This is a genomic window from Acidovorax sp. KPB24-07 (assembly GCF_057543315.1).
In genome coordinates, this window is the sequence record NZ_BAAJYS010000020.1 from 14,650 (window position 1) to 31,891 (window position 17,242).

Here is a 17,242-nt window from a genome sequence, read left to right on the forward strand (position 1 = left end):
AGTGGCGTGCGCTACGACGTGGCGCACCGCATGGCCGAGTTCACGACAGAAAACGGCGCCAGCTACCGCTTCGGCTACGACGCTGGCGACCGGCTCATCGAAGAAGTGCGCCTGGACGGCACGCGCATCGCGCTCGAATACGACCCCGACGGCCAGGTCACCGCCATCACCCACCACGCGGGCGGGGGCGATGACGTGTTCGGGGACATCGAAACCCAGGCCACCGAAGGCACCCTGGCGCAAGGACTTAAGGTGCAGAGCGCCATGCCCGCGCGGCGCACCGAAATCGTGCGCGACGCGCTCGGGCGCCTCATGGAAAAGCGCTGCCAGGGCCAGATCCTGCGCTACCGGCACGATGCCGCGGGGCGGGTGGTGGAGGCCGCGCGCCTGCGGGTGGTAGAAGAAGGAGATGGCGAACCTGACCACCAGGATCCCGCCCGGGAAGAGCTGCTGCACACCGTGCGCTTCGAATACGACGCCGTGGGCCGTCTGGTGGCCGAGCACGCCACGGATGCGGTCTCCGGGCACACCCACCGCCTGCGCCACGCGCACGACGCGCTCGGGCACCGCACGCGCACCGAACTGCCTGCCGTCGCCCGGCCCGGCGGCCGGGTGCTGCAGCGCAGCCTGAACTACCTGCGCTACGGCTCTGGGCATCTGCACCGCATCGGCCTGGGCCTGCGGGAATCGCTGGCGGCCGAAGCGGTTGAAGGGGGCGAAGCGGCAAGAGAAGAAGGCGATGACCTGACTGCCGTGCCGGCGAGCGAGGCGCACCGGCTGATCGCCGACTTCGAGCGCGATGCGCTGCACCGCGAAGTGCACCGCAGCCAGGGCAGCCTGGGAACGCGCTATCTGCTCGATCCGCTGGGGCGGCGCGTGGGCAGCTGGACGCGCTCGGATGCGGGCCTGCAGGCGGCGGGCTGGGAGCGCGAGTGGCATCAGCAGCAGGTGGAGTTGGCCGAGCACGGCCCCAGCCATGCCACCGGCCTGCTCAAGCAATACCGCTACGACGCGGCGGGCGAGCTGCGCGACAGCGTGCACAGCCACAAGGGGCGCAGCAGCTGCCAGTACGACGGCACCGGGCGGGTGCTGCAGGCCTTGCGCATGGGGCCGGGGGCCGGGCAGGGCGCGCCGAATGCATCGGGCGCATCAGGCCTCGAGCGCATGCAGGAGCGTTTCGACTACGACCCCGCCGGCAACCTGATGGACTCGCAGGCAAGTCATGGGGTGGGGTCGGGACCGGCGGGCGCCGGTTCGCACGGCTACCTGCGCGACAACCTCTTGCGCGTGTACGAGGACAAGCGCTACGCCTACGACGGCCTGGGCCGCCTGGTCCAGAAAAAGAGCGGGCGGCACACGCTGCAGCACTTCGAGTGGGATGCGGAGGACCAACTGGTGGCCGTGACCACGGTGCGCCGCCCGGGCACGGCCGAGGCAACGCGCCAGGTCACGCGCTACCGTTACGACGCGCTGGGGCGGCGGGTGGCGAGCGAGGACGCGTTCGGAGTGACGGAGTTCGTGTGGGAGGGAATGCGGCTGATCGAGGAGCGCCGCGGGACGCGGGTGACCAGCTATGTGTACGAGCCGGGCGGCTATGTGCCGCTGGCGCGCATCGATGCGCAAGGGGGCAGGGCGGTCGAAGCTGTGCAGGCGGCGGTGCCAGCCACGGAGCGGGCCAGGGAACAGGCCGCGCCACGCGAAGAGGCGCCGGACGGCGCGCAGATCTACTACTTCCATGCCGACCCCTCGGGCCTGCCGGAGGAACTGACCGACCCCGAGGGCCAGGTGCGCTGGCGCGCCAGCTACCGCACCTGGGGCGGGGCGCTCAGGGAGCAGTGGGAGGCGGTGCGCATCGACGGCAGCGCCATCCCCGAGGCGCAGGCGCACGGCCGGGGCGAGGCGATCGAGCAGAACCTGCGGCTGCAGGGGCAGTACCTGGACCGTGACACAGGGCTGCACTACAACACGTTCCGCTTCTACGACCCGGACATCGGGCGCTTCATCAGCGCCGACCCTATCGGGCTGGCGGGTGGCAGCCATCTGCATCTCTATGCGGACAATCCATTGCGGTGGACCGACCCTTGGGGCCTGGAAAAGTACGTCATCATCGGAGAGGGGCAGGGCGCCGTGGAGGCCTATGCCAAAGCGATGAGAGAGAACCCCCGGCTGTCGGGACACGAGTTCAGAACGATCAAGAAGGACTGGCCTGGAGTCATCCGTTCCAGTGGCGCCTCCACCGAAACCATGAGTTCCTACGAATGGGAGCGCAAGGCCGTGCAAGGCAATATCGACTGGATCAATGATCGCCATGCAGAAGGTTATAAATTCATCGATATCGGGGTCGATGGCGCAGAAAATCGAAGCTCTTTTTACCTTGCGGAGAAACAGGCCTTGACGGACCTTGGCGTCAAACCGGCGCGAGGAAACGCAGCGGCCATTGCTGCCGCGCGAGCCGCGGCGCCTGTGAGCGGCCGGCCAAAATCCAAATTGGGATGCTGAATGGATTCTTCCTTTTCCAACGAGTACATCGCCACGTGGATCCATGTGCCCATACCGCGCCATGGCGAAGAACGAGCGCGAAATTTCTACGAGAAAGACCTCGGGTTCAAAAGAAGCTACAGCGAGTTTTGGGTGGCAGAAGACGGCTTGGTGCGTTTGCAACTCAAGTTCGTGGAGCACGTTGAACAAATCAACGCGCTCCAGCTGTCATCGCTGTGCAGCATCTTTCTGAATGGCGACTTTCTCTCGCTGTGCGAGCGCTGGGTGCACCAAGGCGTGTCCATCGAATTGCTGCAACTCGATCCGGGAGGCTTCACCGCGGTCGTTTTGGACCCCTTCCTCAATCGCCTTGAGTTTCGTGGTGATGAAGAGTCCAGTGATTTCTCGATCGACACGAGTCAGTGGCCTTTTTTTTCGCCGCGCTTAGCTGATCTTCAGCCCATGCCTTCGGGTTTGATCTGGGCCCGCGCAATGACGGGTTTCCAGCGCGCCTGTTCTGATTTGATGAAAGCGTCGAACTCCGCACTGGTGTTTCCAACCGCCAAAGCCGTTTCCTGAGACAGCTTTTCCTTGACCAGAGAGCTTCGCGCTGCCTTGACGGCCTCGGTTTCCAGTTTGGCCAGATGGGCTTTGGGCCATTTGCTGGGGGCCATCAACCCGTACCACTGGGTCATTTCGAAACCTTTGAATCCCTGTTCAGCCACCGTGGGCACATCCGGCAATTGGGGAAGCCGCTGTGCGGTTCCCGTGGCAATGCAGCGCAATTTCCCGGCCTTGATGAAAGGCAGCAGGGCCGGTGCGCCCACGGCTGCGGCCTGCAGGCGGCCGGCCATCAGGTCGGTGAGCATGGGGCCCGTTCCCCGATAAGGCACGTGCAACATGAACGTGTCGGTCACCATCTTCAAATACTCGAATGCCAAATGGCCAGCGCTGCCATTTCCCGCAGAACCGTAATTGAGCTGGCCCGGACGGGCTTTTGCATAGGCAATGAATTCCGAAAGACTCTTGATCGGCAGATCCGGATGCACCACGTACAAGCTTGGCACTTTGGACACCAGCGTGATGGGCGCAAAGTCACGGTTGGCGTCGTATGGCAGCTTCGGAAAGATGTAGGGGTTGACGGCCAGCGTACCGATATGGCCCAGGATCAATGTGTGCTCGTCGGTGCTGTTGGCGACTTCCTGCATGGCGATGTTTCCTGCAGCGCCCGGCTTGTTGTCCACGAACACGTTCTGACCGATGGTCTTGGACATTTCTGCAGCGACCGCGCGGGCCACGATTTCGGAGCTGCCGCCGGGCGCAAATGGGACCACCAGTCGCAGTGGTTTCGTAGGCCAGGTGGATTGGGCACTCCCGATGCGCCATGGCAGAACCGAAACGGCGGCTGCAGAGCCTGAGAGAACGAGGCGACGGCGGCTGAGTACCGCCGGATGTGAAATGCGCATGGCTTGTCTCCATATTGTTGTAGTCAAGCAAACTGCGGGTGATGCAGATGCAGGGGCTTGCTCAGCTTAATGCAAGGCAGGCGTGGCATGGTGAGACTCAAAGCAGATCACGCAAGCATCCGTGCTTTAGTGATTTTACATAATATAAATCGTATCTAGTGATGGATCAGTGCTGAGAGTTTTCATCGACCCATTCCTGTCTCGCGTCAGCCTGACGATCCTGTCTTGGCCGCCATATGTAGCTTGGGCCAACCCACGCGGCCGAACCAGGCGCCGCCCGCGATGGCCATTGCATTCATCGACCCATACACCACCAGCGCTACCGCCTGGGCCATGAACACTTGGATCAGCGTTCCGCCGGATTCCATCGCCCACCAGCCGCCGATGCCAGCGACCATCAACCGCGCAACGTTTCCGCCCACCGGCCAAGCCAGCCGTCCGGCGCCTTGTGAGGCAAAGTACAGCGCCAGTCCCAGTCCGAAAAAGCCGTAGACCGGTCCTACGATCCGCAAATATTGGGCGCCGGCTTCCAGCATCGCGGGATCGGAACCGAACAGGCCAAGCCACGCATGGGGAAACAGCGCGGCGGTCACGCCGATGCCCTCGGTCAGTACAAACGCGACGGCTGCGCCGATCCAGGTCGCGCGCAGCGCGCGGGCGCGGTCGCCAGCGCCCAGGCATGTGCCGACCAGTGTGACCAGTGGCGCCCCCAGTCCGAACACCAAGGGGACGAGGATGTATTCCAGCCGCGATGCCGTGCCATAGCCTGCAATGGCGGCCGGCCCGAAATGCCCGACCAGTCCCGTGGCGATGCCAATGGTGAGATTGGTGGCAAGCGTCGATACGGCGCCTGCAAGCCCAACCCGCAAGATGCTGCCGAACAAGGCGCAGCGCCATTGAAGCCCTTGGCGAGACAGCCGCAGCAAGCTGTGACGCGAACGCAGATACGCGCACAGCGCCAGCGTTCCGCCCAGGTAATACAACACCAGCGCCAGCGCGCCCCCGGCAATGCCCAGGCCGGGAATCGGCCCCCAGCCGAAGATCAGGACTGGCGACAGCGGCACGAGCAGCACCGTGCCGGCGGTCGTGATTTTGGCTGGCAGCGCCATGTTTCCCGTTCCGCGCACCACCGCCGACAATGCGTTGAACAGCCACACCAGCACCGCGCCGGCAAACACTGTGTGCGAATAGGTGAGCGCTGCCTCCAGCGACGCGCCCTCCCCGCCCATCGAACGGTAAAGCGCCGCCCCACCCCACCACAGCACCACCGTGAACAAAAAGCCGAAGGCGATGGCAATCACCAGCCCGGCCCACGCCAGCGATTCAGCCTGCGCAAGATCGCGGCGGCCCAAAGCGCGGGCGATGGCGGACGCGATGGCACCGCCCATGGCGCCGGCAGACGTCATCTGCATCAGCATGACGATGGGAAAGACCAGCGCCATGCCAGCCAGCGCATCAGTACCAAGGCGGCCGATGAACCACGTTTCGATCAGGCCCGCCGAAGCCTGCGCCACCATGATCAGTACGTTCGGCGCCGCCATGCGCAACAGCAATGGCGCCAGCGGCGCCTCCAGCATGCGGCGGGTGCGGGGATCCAGCTGGGGCGGCTCTGACGCCGAAGAAGCCGAAGCCAGGGCAGAGGCGGATGTGGCGGTGGAAGACATGGCGACTCCGGTCAGGCGGGCTGTGCCACGGCTTTCGCGGGCCGGGCCGGCCGCTGGATCAGCAGCACCAGGCCGGCCGCCAGCAGGCAGGCCGCACCCGCCGCGTAGAGCGCCGGGGTGTAGGTCAGCAGCAGCGTGCGCGTGAGGCCCGCGCCCCAGGCCGCCACGGCCGCGCCGATCTGGTGGGCCGCGAAAATCCACCCGAAGACGAGTCCGACCTTTTGCGGGCCGAACGTGGCGCCGGCCAGCTTGACGGTGGGTGGCACGGTGGCGATCCAGTCCAGCCCGTAGAACATGGCGAACAGGCCCAGTCCGTAGAACGTGAACTCGGAATGCGGCAGCCAGAACAGCGACAGGCCACGCAAGCCGTAGTACCAGAACAGCAGCTTGCGGTTGTCGTACCGGTCGGACAGCCAGCCCGACAGGACCGTGCCCACGAAATCGAACGCGCCCATCATCGCCAGTACCGACGCGGCGGGCACGGCGCCCATGCCGTTGTCCGCGCACAGCGAAATGAAGTGGGTCTGCAGCAGCCCGTTGGTGGACAAACCGCAGATGAAGAAGGTGGCGAACAGAATCCAGAACGTGCCGCTGCGCGATGCCTCGGCCAATGCCTTGAACGGCGTGGCGAAGTTCATCGCCATGGCCGGTGGCGGGGGCGTCGCCGCGGCCGGCGCCGTGTCGCCATAGGCTGCCAGGCCCAGGTCCGACGGGCGGTTGCGCACGAAGGCCAGCGCCAGCATGCCCACTGCCGCGCAGGCGATGAAGATCGGCGCGATGGCGGAGCGCCAGCCCCAGTGTTCGATCATCCAGGCCGCGAAGGGCAGGAACGCCAGTTGCCCCGTCGCTGCGCTGGCCGTCAGCAGCCCGACGACCAAACCGCGCCGTGCGACGAACCAGCGGTTGGCCACCACCGCGCCCAGAACCAGCGCCGTCAGGCCGGTGCCCAGGCCCAGCAGCAGGCTCCACAGAACGAACAATTGCCACAGCTGGCTGGCCAGCGTGACCAGCGCCATGCCGGTGCCCACCAGGGCGAGGCCCAGGCACATCACCGCCCGCAGGCCCCAGCGCTCCATCAGCACGGCGGCGAACGGCCCCATCAGCCCGAACAGCGCAAAACGCAATGCCAGCGCGGTGGAGATCTGGTCCGTCGTCCAGCCGAACTCCCTGGACAGCGGCTGCAGCATCGCGCCCGGCAGGCCCAGCGCCGCCGACATCGTCAGCATGGTCAGGAAGGTGATGCCGGCCACCAGCCAGCCGTAGTGGATGCCATGGCGCTGCAGCCAGCGTGCGGCGGATTGGGACAGCATGGGCGGGCCTTTGGGTGAAGAAGGTATGGTGTGGTAGCGGAGATGCCGTTCGGTCGAAACCGATCAGGGCTGCACGCCAGCAGCCGCGCCGACATCCAGCAAGCGCACCGTTTCGTCGAGCAGCGCGTGCAGGGCTGCCACGTGCGCCACGCCCAATCGCTCGTTCAGCGCCTCTTGCGCAATGCGCCAGTGGCGCTGCGCCTCCTGGCGCTTGGCGCGGCCCGATTCGGTGAGCTGCACGCTGCGGCTGCGGGCGTTGTCTCCCGCCGCCACCTCCACCCAGCCCGCGTCCTGCAGCGGCCGGAGGTTGCGGGTGAGCGTAGACGCGTCCATGCGCATGGCACGCGCCAGATCGCCCGGCCGCACGGGGCCCAGGTTCTGGATGTGCGAGAGCAGCGAATACTGCGTGGTCTTCAGCCCGGTCTTGCCGACCTCGGTGTCGTAGTGCTGCGTGACCAGGCGGGTGACCTGGCGCAGTTTGAGGTTCGTACAGCCTCGGGGTTTCTGGGGTGCATCCATGGCATATGATTGTATCTACAACAATTGCAGGTGCAATCAAAGGAGATGCCGATGGCGAAAGAAGACACCCTGGCGCAGTGGCTTGCGCAGGAACAGGCCGTGATGGAGCGAATGAACGCGGGCCCAGGTGCCGGCGTTGCCACGCCGGCGCAGATTGCCGGCAAGACCGGGCTGGAGGTCATGCAGTCCATGCTGGCCGGCCAACTGCCCTACCCGCCCATCGCGCAGACGCTGGACTTTTTGCTCATCGAAGTGGGCGACGGCGCGGCCATCTTCCAGGGCACGCCGGGCACGGCCCACCTCAACCCCATGGGCACGGTGCATGGCGGCTGGTTCGCCACCCTGCTCGACTCCGCCCTGGGCTGCGCCGTGCACACGCGCATGCCGGTGGGGCGCGGCTACACCACGGCCGAGCTGAGTGTGAACATCGTCAAGGCCCTCACGCCCAAGGTGCCGCGCGTGCGCGCCGAAGGCCGCGTGATCCACTGCGGCCGCCAGTTGGCCACCGCCGACGCCCGGCTGGTGGGACCGGACGGCACGCTCTACGCCCACGCCACGACGACGTGCCTGGTCTTCGAGATGCCGGCACAATCGCGGGCATGAGATTCCTCCACACGATGCTGCGCGTTGGCAACCTCCAGCGCTCGATTGATTTCTACACCAACGTCCTGGGCATGCAACTGCTGCGCCAGTCCGAGAACCCCGAGTACAAATACTCGCTGGCCTTTCTGGGCTTCGACGGCGGCAACCCCGGCCAGGCCGAGATCGAGCTGACCTACAACTGGGGCACCGAAAGCTACGACCTGGGCACGGCCTACGGCCACATCGCCCTGGGCGTGCCGGACGCCTATGCGGCCTGCGAAAAGATCAAGGCCGCCGGCGGCAACGTGACGCGCGAGGCGGGGCCGGTCAAGGGCGGCACGACGGTGATCGCGTTCGTCACCGACCCCGATGGCTACAAGATCGAGCTGATCGAACGCAAGAACGACGTGGGCGCGGGAACCGGTTTGCGCTGACGGCGGATTGATCGCTATATTTTTGATAGCGTAATGCCCTAGTGAAACATGCGCTGGGCACCGATTTGACCTGGATCGAGAAACGACCGAGCGGGCGGGCGGCCTGATCCGCTTTCCTGGCACATCGGCCCCTGCCTGCCCGTCCGCGCGGGCAGGCTTGGCCTTGGGCTCCAGCGGCTAGGTCTGCCGCTTGCGGGCCCACCGTGCCACCCACGGGCACGCCGCCACGGCCACCAGGGCCACCACCGCGCCGGTCAGCGCCACGCTGCCCACACCCCAGAGCGAAATGCTGGCGCCCCCCAACATGGCGCCCAGCGCAATCCCGCCATTGGCCGCCGACACGTTGACCGTTCCGGCCAGCGCTTGCGCATCCGGCGCCGACTTCATCACCCGCAGCTGGCAGATCGGATAGAGCGCCGTGTTGGCCACGCCCCAGACCGCCAGCGCGACGACCAACCCAATGGGTTGTCGCGCCAACCACACGACCGCCACCATGCCCACCGCCAGCATCGCACTGAACGCGGCCGTCGCCGCCAGGGGCTTGCGATCCACCCACAGGCCGCCCAGCCAGTTGCCGATCAAACCCACCGCGCCAAAGCCCATCAGCCACCAGCCCACCTGCGATGGCGGCACCTGCGCCACCTGCTCCAGCAGCTCGGCCAGGTAGGTATAGCCGGTGAACATCGCGGTGAACACCACCACGGACAGCACCGCATTGGCGATGAACGCCGGATGGCGCAGCAGGCGTGCCTGCGCCGCCAAGCCCACGCGCTGGCCGGCTTTCATGCGGGGCATGGCCATCTGCAGCAGCGCGGCCACCGCCAGCGACAGGGCCGCCAGCATCCAGAAGGCAGCGCGCCACCCCACCGCATCGCCGGCCAGGGTGCCCAGCGGAATGCCGAACAGCATGGCGCCCGAGATGCCCAGGTAGACCGTCGACACCGCCCTCCCCGCCCGCTGCGGCCCGGCCAGTTGCGCGGCGGTCTCGCTGGCCGTGCCCCAGAACACGGGCAAGGCCAGGGCCGGCACGATGCGCGCGATCGCCAAAACCTAGAGATTGGGCGCCATCGCCGCGACGGCATTCGACACGGCAAAAAGCACCAGCACCGCTACGAACAGGCGCTTGCGCTCGATATGGCCCAGCCATGCCGTCAGCGCCGGCCCGCACAGCATCACCACCACGGCAAAGAGCGTCACCAACTGGCCGGCCGTGGAAACGGACACGCCCAGGTCCCGGGCCAATGCCGGCAGCAACCCCACCATCAGGAATTCGGTGGTCACGATCACGAACGCGGACACCGCCAGGACGACGATGGACGATGCCCCGGCTTTCGTGCCGGTGGGTTCGGTGGTGAGGGGTTCTGTGGCGAGCGTGGGCATACGGATGGGATGGGGAATGGGAAATGGGGATGGGCAACGCCTTCTTCTTGCTGATCCACCAGCTTATTCAATCCAGGGTTTCTTCTGTTGGATGCTTTTTCCTGATTCAATGGAGAAAAATTCTGCAATCGACCATCGGAGGGCCCCGCCATCGTGAACAGCTCGGAACGCCTCAAAGGCATCGACGTGTTTGTCGCCGTCGCCGCCGCCGGCAGCTTCGCGGCCGCGGCAGACCGGCTGAACCTCACCGGTTCCGCCGTCGGAAAATCCATCGCGCGGCTGGAGGCGCGGCTGAGCACCCGGCTGTTCGAGCGCACCACCCGCAAGCTGCAGTTGACCGACGCTGGCACCGCCTTCCACCGGGTTTGCCTGCGCGTGCTGGAAGACATCGAATCGGCCGAACGCGTGCTGGCATCCGACACCGCCGAGCCATCCGGCCGCCTGCGCGTGGACGTGCCCGCCACCTTCGGTCGCCGCCAGGTCATGGCCTGGCTCATGGCCTTTGCGGCGGATCACCCCGCGGTGCAATTGCACGTCTCGTTCACCGACCGCTTCGTGGACGTGGTGGATGACGGCATCGACGTCGCCGTGCGCATCGGCGGCGCCGACACCTGGCCCGCCAACCTGGGGCACCGGTTCCTCGGCAAGGAGCGCCTGATCTTCTGCGCCTCACTCGCCTATCTGGAGCGCAAGGGCGTGCCCGCCACGCTGGAAGACCTGCTGTCCTCGCACGACGCGATCACCTACGGCCGCGCGGACGGCACGGCCAGCCCCTGGCTCATTTCCCATGGAGCCGGCCCGACCGAGCGGCGCGTGGTGGACAGCCGCATCGTCGTGGGCGACGGAGAGGCACAGCTCAACGCCGTGGTGGCGGGCCTGGGGGTCGCGCAACTGGCGACCTGGCTGGCAGGGGACGCACTGCGTGCAGGGCAGTTGGTGCCGATCCTGCCGGACTACGATCTGGAGGGATTACCGCTGCACATCGTGTGGCCGCGCAGCAAGCGGCTGCTGCCGAAGGTGGATAGTTTGTTGGGCCACTTGGCGGAGCATTTGCGCGTGCGTTGAAATGGGATTCACGCGGGGAGCGGTCTCGAGCAGTACGAGGGGTTAGGCCCACTACCGCTTTTCAGCTTTGACGTGTGGGTGTCGGCTGTGCAGCGGTTGCAGACCTTGGACCGATGATGCCTACAGGCCGCTGTGGGGCCAGGAGCAGCCGCTCGTTCAGGGCCGGAATCGGGGCCAAAAGCAGACGTTAGACACAGAGGTGCAAGAGGTGGTTGTAGGCTAAAGAACCACTAGAGCCCCGTTGCGAATTGGTATCAAATCGCCGCCAGCTTACTGTCTGCACAATAAACACATGAACGAGCAGATACCCGAACCTCATTGATACGCAGTGCAGCCCAAGCCTGTTGCTTCTCTGCTCGGTACCAGCAAACGCGGACATGCTTACTTGCGAACGTTGTTGATCCATGAGCCCGCTCGGTCCTGATGGTCGTCTTTCCCAAGCCAAGTCAGTGCTGTTTCATGCACCGTATCGTCTCAAGGCTTCAAATTAATGCCGAGCACATCGTGATGTGATTTATGCAGACCTCCCCCAGCACTGTCAGAATCGCCTGCAGCGGTATGCCTATAAAGTGCCGCATCAGGGAGGAATGAGGTTTATGCAGAGTTCAGATGCGGTAGTGAAAGCTAGCACGTTGAAGGTGCCGAAGCTAATCCTTGCCGATGGCAGGTACGTGACACGCGGCAAGCCTCGTAGCGGCGGCTTGGCACAGGTTTACCAAGCATCAGACACGGAGACTGGCGAAACTGTCGCTGTAAAGGTTTTCCGCGTCACGGGTGAGCCGGACGACATCGTCGAGGAATCGTTCCGCCGAGAGGTCCAGGCGCTATCGGAGCTGAAGCACCCTGGAATCATCCGCATCCTAGACTCTGGGCGTGACGACGACGAGGAAGTGCACTACTTAGTGATGGACTGGGTCGACCAAGATCTCAAAACGAGGTATCTGGAAACGCCCTCCTCCCAGTCTGCATTTCCCGACTGGGATAGCTACTACCAAACAATTGGTCTTCCTGTGCTGGAGGCTCTGTCCTTCGCCCACTCCCGCGGTGTGGCACACCGGGACGTCAAACCAAGCAATGTACTGCTGACGCCCGAGGGCCAGGTCCGCCTCTGCGACTTCGGTATTTCGAAAATCCGGAACTATCTTGCGCCTGGCGTCACGCTTGCCCAGTTCGCATCCGAGCCGTTCTCCCCGCCCGAACCAGATGACGGCAGCTACAGCTACAGCCGCGATGTCTTCGGCTTCGCCGTTCTGAGCCTAAGTTTGCTTAGTGCAATGCCAGTGAAGACTGCAGCGGACGTCCAGCGCGTCGTGGAAGAGGTAGACGTTCCTCCTGGCGTACGGCAACTGCTACGGCGATGCCTCTCGACAGACAGTCCTGCCGATCGGCTAGCTATGGCTGCCGTGTTGATTGCAGAGCTCGCACAGGCCGCTCCGCAGGCGTTGCCAACGAAGCCGGTAGCGCTCTTCGTTCTAACGAACAAGGTCCGCGCGACGCTTGAGCACGACATGGCCATCAACAATTCTGATGCTGACCGATTTGTGACCGCAGATCTTGCCCAGGCAGTCGGCGAGCAAATGCCTGAAGATCCGGCGCGGCCAGGCTGGAGCATGTATCTCTACGGGGACAAGTATGGCTACATCGCGCGACCTGATGAGTTCGGCAGCAAGCTGGCTCTCGTGAGCGCTCGAGATTACTCAGCATCGGAGCTCGAGCGACGTACCAAGCAAGCGTTTGAGCTGGGCGTCCGATTCGACATCACCGGCACTGCCCCAGCGGCATCAACCGCTTCGTTGGCAGCAATGCGCGAGGTACTCGCCGAGGCACATGAGAAGCGCAAACACCAACAATTGGAGGAGCGCGAACGCAAGCTGTTCTACACATGGCTGGACCTGCTGTCTGCGAAGGCTGCAATGGAAAAGCAGCGGCAAACGCACCTCTTGTACGAAAAGAAGGAAGAGTTCCAAGAGTTCCTGAAGCTGACCCTCTCGCCCAATCAGACAGCCAACGTGCTACTGGACCAACAGGTCTCTATAGATTCGGGTTTAAGGGACGTTTTCCAGGGCCTCGTTGTGCGAGCGCACGGAAACACCCTGCTGATCCGGCCAAGCGACCGAAACAGACTCAGCCTTACCGCCCTGCCCGATTCAGGCCGTGTCGAGACTGACTCAACTCGCACAGATATGGCATTAGACCGTCAGCGGGCGGCCGTGGAGGCCGTCAGATTCGGCCGGTCTGTGAATCCGGAGCTTGGGAAGCTGATTGCGAGTCCGGAGAAGGTGTCCGTGCCTCCGTCCCAGGACATCGATTTCATCCAGACGAAGATTGACGACGACAAGAAGGCAGCAGTGCTTGCTGCGTACGCAGGACCTGATCTGCTGGTCGTGGAGGGTCCTCCTGGCACAGGCAAGACCACTTTCATCACTGAACTCGTTCTCCAAACGCTGCGCCGCGAGCCGAACGCGCGGGTACTGCTGACATCGCAAACGCACGTGGCGCTTGACAACTCCCTAGAGCGAATCGTCTCGCAATCGGGCGGAAAAGTCGAAGCCATTAGGATTGGCCAACGAGAGGATGACCGCATCGCCCAAAGCACGCGCGAGCTACTGCTCGACGAGCAGCTGCCTGTACTCCGCAAGCGGGCTCTGGCCTCAGGTGCATTGTTTTTGGAAGACCGTGCCACCGCGCTGGGCATCCCCCTGGAGCAAGTCCACCGTTCTATGGCGTTAGACAAACTTTGCAGTTTGAAGACACGCCTGGAGCAGGTCACATCGCGTATCCAAGCAATTGCGAAGCTGCTTGAAGAGCAGAAGGTAAAGCCACTGCTGCCCGAGTTCCTGCGGCAGATGAAGGACGAGCTCACCGGCTTGACCGCCGAGCAGGATGAGCTTGATAGGAGCGCGACCAAGGCCCGGGGCGAACTTGCGAAATATGTGTCCAAGGAAGACTTCGCCGAGTTCACCCAATGTCCGCTTGAAGAGTTGCGGATCTGGGTCGATGAGTACAACGACCGCTCGCCGGGAGGGGCTCAACTCAAGGACCTGCTGCATATTCACGCCGATTGGTCAGCGGAGTTTGGACGCAGCGTCGAGTTCAAAGCCGCCGTGGTGGCCTCCGCTCAGGTGGTGGCCGGCACATGCCTTGGCGTGGCCAGCGTCCCTGGCAAGCACGACCTGACGTACGATCTATGCATCGTCGATGAGGCATCGATTGCCACACCGACGGAGGTACTCGTGCCGATGTCTCGCTCACATCGGACAGTGCTCGTGGGAGACAACAAGCAACTTTCGCCATTTCAGGATCGCGAGCTGGGCAACGCAGGCCTCCTCGAAAAGTTTGGGCTGGTCCCGGCAGACCAAAAACTAACGCTGTTCCAGCGACTGACCGAGGGACTTCCCCTAGACCTGCGAAAGACGCTGACGACCCAGCATCGGATGTTGCCGGCACTCGGAAATCTTGTCTCCGAGTGCTTCTACAACGGCCAGCTGAAAAGCGTAGAACGAGCGCCGGCCGAGCATTTGATGAGCGCTTGGCCAAAACCTGTCATGTGGTTCTCAACGTCACGGCTGCCAAGGCACCGCTCGCAAAAAATAGGAACATCGCACTACAACGATGTTGAGGTCGAGGAGATCCTGAAGCAACTTGGCTTACTAGACTTCAAAATAAGGAACGGTAAATTTCCTGCAAAGAGAGTCAGCGTCGCGTTACTGACGGGCTATGGCGAGCAGCGACAGCGTCTCGATCAAAGCGTTCAATCGAGACGACACGAGTGGAAGAGTTTCAGCGACATCTACGTCAACGTAGTAGACGCCTTCCAAGGCCGAGAGGCTGACGTGGTCCTGTTCTCCGTCACCCGCTCCGAGGTAGATAGCCTCGGTTTCTTAAAGGAGATGGAGCGCATCAACGTTGCGCTCTCCCGAGGCAGAGAGCTACTCGGCATCGTCGGCGACCATTACTACTGCCAGACTGTGAAGGGCGACTTGAATCCGCTCAAGGACGTCATTGAGCACATGCGACGAAATCCCGATGACTGTCAAATTCAGGAGTTGAAACCGTGACGCTCCAGACGATGTTGAACGAGGCGGCTGAGAGTCGTCCTGGCCTGCAGCTCACGTGCTTCAAGGAAGCGGGGCTACCTATCTACGTCCTCAATGTGCGCGTGCTTGTCAAAGAGGTTCGCGCGCTGCCGCCAGTAGAGACCGCCGTGCTTCGCGCTGTGCGAGCAGGCCTCACCCAGCCCCACGAGATCTATCGCTTCCTCGGCTTGCCTGAGCGCTCTCTCATGCCGGTGCTGGCAGAACTGGGGAAGAAAGAATATCTGCAGTACAGCCGGCCCATTGGCAGCACCGATGCCATGGTCAAGCTGACCGCACCGGGGCGAATCGCGGTCGCTGAGGCCTGCTCTGTTCTACCGGTCGAGCGAACAGTTCAGATTTGCTGGGATGCGCTGACTCGCAAGGTCGTCAATATAAGTTCGGAGCAACTCACAAAGCCTCGAGACATGACTGAGCAGGGGCGCTTTGAAGTCCCAGGCGTAAATGCTCGCGAGCTTCGGCCGACAGATATCTCTCTAGAGTTCTTCGACGCCATCCTTGAGCGAAATAAGCCGGCTCTGGCTCTCAAGCAAGAACTCATCGCCATCCAAAGCATCGACCGTCGTGAGTTGCGCTATCTCGAATGTCTGATGTTGTTCTACCGAAGGACAGCAGAGCCAGCGATTATAGATGTTGGCTTCTGGAGAGAGGATGGGGCGTCCCTGCCGCACGAACAGGCCTTCCGCGAGATTGGCGGTCCTGAGCGAGTCGGCGCACGGCTACTTGCCGAGTCCGCGAGCAACCGGCCAGAGTCGGTCATGCAGACCGCACGGGAGACGCGGGTGGCAACGAGAGTTGCGGGCCAACCTACCGTCCCTGCCGAGCTTGAGGACTCCGTGGGCAGTACGCTGCAATCGCTGCTTTGCCACCAGCATCCACAGGTCCTACGGGATGCCCTCAAGAACGCCAAATCGAGGTTGCTGATCATCTCGCCATGGATTCGGCATCAGGTCGTAGATCGATTCTTCCTTGTGGACCTTGAAGCAGCGCTCCGTCGTCGGGTGAAGGTGCACATCGGATACGGCATCGATGAGGGAGACCGTCAGGGACAACCTGCAGCGCCCGCGGCCGCCGGCGTTAAGCCAGCAATCACCGAGCAGGCAAAACGAGCATTAGACGCCCTGGCGAAGCACTACCCAAATTTCAAGTTTGTCTACATCGGCAACACCCACCGGAAGATGCTCGTGTGCGACACCGATTTTTCAGTGACCACGAGCTTCAACTGGCTCTCCTTCCGAGGCAGTCCACGTGATAAACCGAGGGACGAGTATGGACAAATGGTTCGCAAGCAGCACTATATTGACCAGCACTACGACGAGGGGATTCGACTAATCGAGCAGGGCTACCAAGGTGTCTAGACTGCCGATGTGATTTAACTCTTGACTGGAGGCGGCCGGTTTTCAGGTTGAACGTCGGTTTTTGGGCGTCGAACTCGAGGAATCGATTGCCGGCAATCGCTGAGCGGCCTCTCCAGACGCCGTTGCGAGCGACTGCTTTGGGCGTACAGCCGCCGTCTGATTGGCTTCGCTGAGCGTCGGAGACCAGCCTAAACCAGTTAGTCAGAAGCCGTGGCAATTGCTAGCTCCCGGCCGGTCGCTGTAGTGGTAGTAGCAATTGTTTGCCAGATAAAGGGGGTGCCAAGGCGATCAAAAACAACCGCAAACCACCGACTGTGTTTGGCACAGCGGCCAGCACTCACCCATCAGCGCCAGCAGCCCATTCGCCTCAAACCTTCGCGCGCAGCGCCACGGCCCCCCGTGCCAATTCGGTCACCCTCGCCCAATCCCCCTGCGCCAGCGCATCCCCTGGCACCAGCCACGACCCGCCGACGCAGGCCACATTCCCCAGCGCCAGAAACTCCGCCGCATTGCCCGGCTGGATCCCGCCCGTGGGGCAGAAGACCACATCGCTGAACGGCCCCTGCCACGCCTTGAGCATGGCCAGGCCACCGGCCTGAACGGCGGGAAAGAACTTCAGCGCGTTGAAGCCCTCTTCCTGCGCCATCATGATCTCGCTGCCCGTTGCCACGCCGGGCAGCAACGGCAGCCCCAGGTCGCGGCAGGCGCGGCCGACCGCTGGGGTGAAGCCCGGGCTCACCGCGAAGCGGGCCCCGGCACGGGCGGCGGCCTGGGCATCGGCCGCGCTGCGCACGGTGCCGGCGCCGACCACTGCTTCGGGCACGTCGCGGGCGATGGCTTCCATGCAGGCCAGGGCCTGCGGGTGCGCAGCGTCACCTCCAGCATGCGGATG

The 17,242-nt window shown here is 63.5% G+C and carries 10 protein-coding genes and 2 pseudogenes; 6 read left to right on the forward strand and 6 right to left on the reverse strand.

The features are described from left to right. Positions 1 to 30 precede the first annotated feature (30 nt). Positions 31 to 2,499 carry an RHS repeat-associated core domain-containing protein gene (locus tag AC27IQ_RS04750; protein WP_487088581.1) on the forward strand — a complete coding sequence of 823 codons (2,469 nt, stop codon included), beginning with the start codon at positions 31 to 33 and terminating at the stop codon, positions 2,497 to 2,499. 434 nt (positions 2,500 to 2,933) lie between these two features. On the opposite strand, the gene AC27IQ_RS04755 is transcribed toward AC27IQ_RS04750, so the two are convergent. The 4 genes from AC27IQ_RS04755 to AC27IQ_RS04770 all read right to left on the reverse strand — a co-directional run bounded on the left by AC27IQ_RS04755 (position 2,934) and on the right by AC27IQ_RS04770 (position 7,437). Then, positions 2,934 to 3,944 carry a Bug family tripartite tricarboxylate transporter substrate binding protein gene (locus AC27IQ_RS04755; RefSeq protein WP_317355056.1) on the reverse strand — a complete coding sequence of 337 codons (1,011 nt, stop codon included), beginning with the start codon at positions 3,942 to 3,944 and terminating at the stop codon, positions 2,934 to 2,936. A gap of 206 nt (positions 3,945 to 4,150) precedes the next feature. After that, entirely contained in the window at positions 4,151 to 5,521 is a 1,371-nt protein-coding gene (locus tag AC27IQ_RS04760; protein ID WP_487088591.1) for an MATE family efflux transporter, read from the reverse strand. A gap of 98 nt (positions 5,522 to 5,619) precedes the next feature. Further along, positions 5,620 to 6,918 (reverse strand): MFS transporter, encoded by a 1,299-nt coding sequence (locus tag AC27IQ_RS04765; protein ID WP_487088583.1) that lies wholly within the window; start codon positions 6,916 to 6,918, stop codon positions 5,620 to 5,622. A 63-nt stretch (positions 6,919 to 6,981) separates the two neighbouring features. Continuing rightward, positions 6,982 to 7,437 (reverse strand): MarR family winged helix-turn-helix transcriptional regulator, encoded by a 456-nt coding sequence (locus AC27IQ_RS04770; RefSeq protein ID WP_284428359.1) that lies wholly within the window; start codon positions 7,435 to 7,437, stop codon positions 6,982 to 6,984. Positions 7,438 to 7,488: 51 nt separating this feature from the next. On the opposite strand from AC27IQ_RS04770, the gene AC27IQ_RS04775 reads away from it, so the two are divergent. Both AC27IQ_RS04775 and gloA read left to right on the forward strand, forming a co-directional pair. Further along, the gene (locus AC27IQ_RS04775; RefSeq protein ID WP_317355049.1) at positions 7,489 to 8,040 is read left to right on the forward strand and encodes a PaaI family thioesterase; all 552 of its coding nucleotides are present in this window, start codon (positions 7,489 to 7,491) and stop codon (positions 8,038 to 8,040) included. Then, positions 8,037 to 8,453, forward strand: a complete 417-nt coding sequence (gloA, locus tag AC27IQ_RS04780; RefSeq protein WP_284402030.1) for a lactoylglutathione lyase — start codon at positions 8,037 to 8,039, stop codon at positions 8,451 to 8,453. Before AC27IQ_RS04775 ends, gloA begins: the two co-directional genes overlap by 4 nt. A gap of 177 nt (positions 8,454 to 8,630) precedes the next feature. Here the strand turns inward: gloA and AC27IQ_RS04785 are convergent. After that, a pseudogene (locus AC27IQ_RS04785) lies at positions 8,631 to 9,833 on the reverse strand (MFS transporter). A gap of 153 nt (positions 9,834 to 9,986) precedes the next feature. Between AC27IQ_RS04785 and AC27IQ_RS04790 the strand changes: the two are divergent. The 3 genes from AC27IQ_RS04790 (at position 9,987) to AC27IQ_RS04800 (ending at position 16,350) form a co-directional block, all read left to right on the forward strand. Next, on the forward strand, positions 9,987 to 10,898 hold the full coding sequence (locus tag AC27IQ_RS04790; protein WP_487088587.1) for a LysR substrate-binding domain-containing protein: 912 nt from the start codon (positions 9,987 to 9,989) through the stop codon (positions 10,896 to 10,898). Between the two features lie 596 nt (positions 10,899 to 11,494). Continuing rightward, complete coding sequence (locus AC27IQ_RS04795) at positions 11,495 to 14,956, forward strand: AAA domain-containing protein (protein WP_317355039.1); 3,462 nt, start codon at positions 11,495 to 11,497, stop codon at positions 14,954 to 14,956. Beyond that, complete coding sequence (locus AC27IQ_RS04800) at positions 14,953 to 16,350, forward strand: phospholipase D-like domain-containing protein (RefSeq protein ID WP_487088589.1); 1,398 nt, start codon at positions 14,953 to 14,955, stop codon at positions 16,348 to 16,350. Before AC27IQ_RS04795 ends, AC27IQ_RS04800 begins: the two co-directional genes overlap by 4 nt. Positions 16,351 to 16,717: 367 nt before the next feature. On the opposite strand, the pseudogene eda reads toward AC27IQ_RS04800, so the two are convergent. Beyond that, a pseudogene (eda, locus tag AC27IQ_RS04805) lies at positions 16,718 to 17,242 on the reverse strand (bifunctional 4-hydroxy-2-oxoglutarate aldolase/2-dehydro-3-deoxy-phosphogluconate aldolase); the annotation flags it as partial.

Excerpts from the sequence above, each read along its gene's own strand:
- AC27IQ_RS04755 (WP_317355056.1), bottom strand. The coding sequence starts at position 3,944 with ATGCGCATTTCACATCCGGCGGTACTCAGCCGCCGTCGCCTCGTTCTC.
- AC27IQ_RS04775 (WP_317355049.1), top strand. The coding sequence starts at position 7,489 with ATGGCGAAAGAAGACACCCTGGCGCAGTGGCTTGCGCAGGAACAGGCC.
- AC27IQ_RS04760 (WP_487088591.1), bottom strand. The coding sequence starts at position 5,521 with ATGCTGGAGGCGCCGCTGGCGCCATTGCTGTTGCGCATGGCGGCGCCG.
- AC27IQ_RS04770 (WP_284428359.1), bottom strand. The coding sequence starts at position 7,437 with ATGGATGCACCCCAGAAACCCCGAGGCTGTACGAACCTCAAACTGCGC.
- gloA (WP_284402030.1), top strand. The coding sequence starts at position 8,037 with ATGAGATTCCTCCACACGATGCTGCGCGTTGGCAACCTCCAGCGCTCG.
- AC27IQ_RS04795 (WP_317355039.1), top strand. The coding sequence starts at position 11,495 with ATGCAGAGTTCAGATGCGGTAGTGAAAGCTAGCACGTTGAAGGTGCCG.
- AC27IQ_RS04765 (WP_487088583.1), bottom strand. The coding sequence starts at position 6,918 with ATGCTGTCCCAATCCGCCGCACGCTGGCTGCAGCGCCATGGCATCCAC.
- AC27IQ_RS04750 (WP_487088581.1), top strand. The coding sequence starts at position 31 with ATGGCCGAGTTCACGACAGAAAACGGCGCCAGCTACCGCTTCGGCTAC.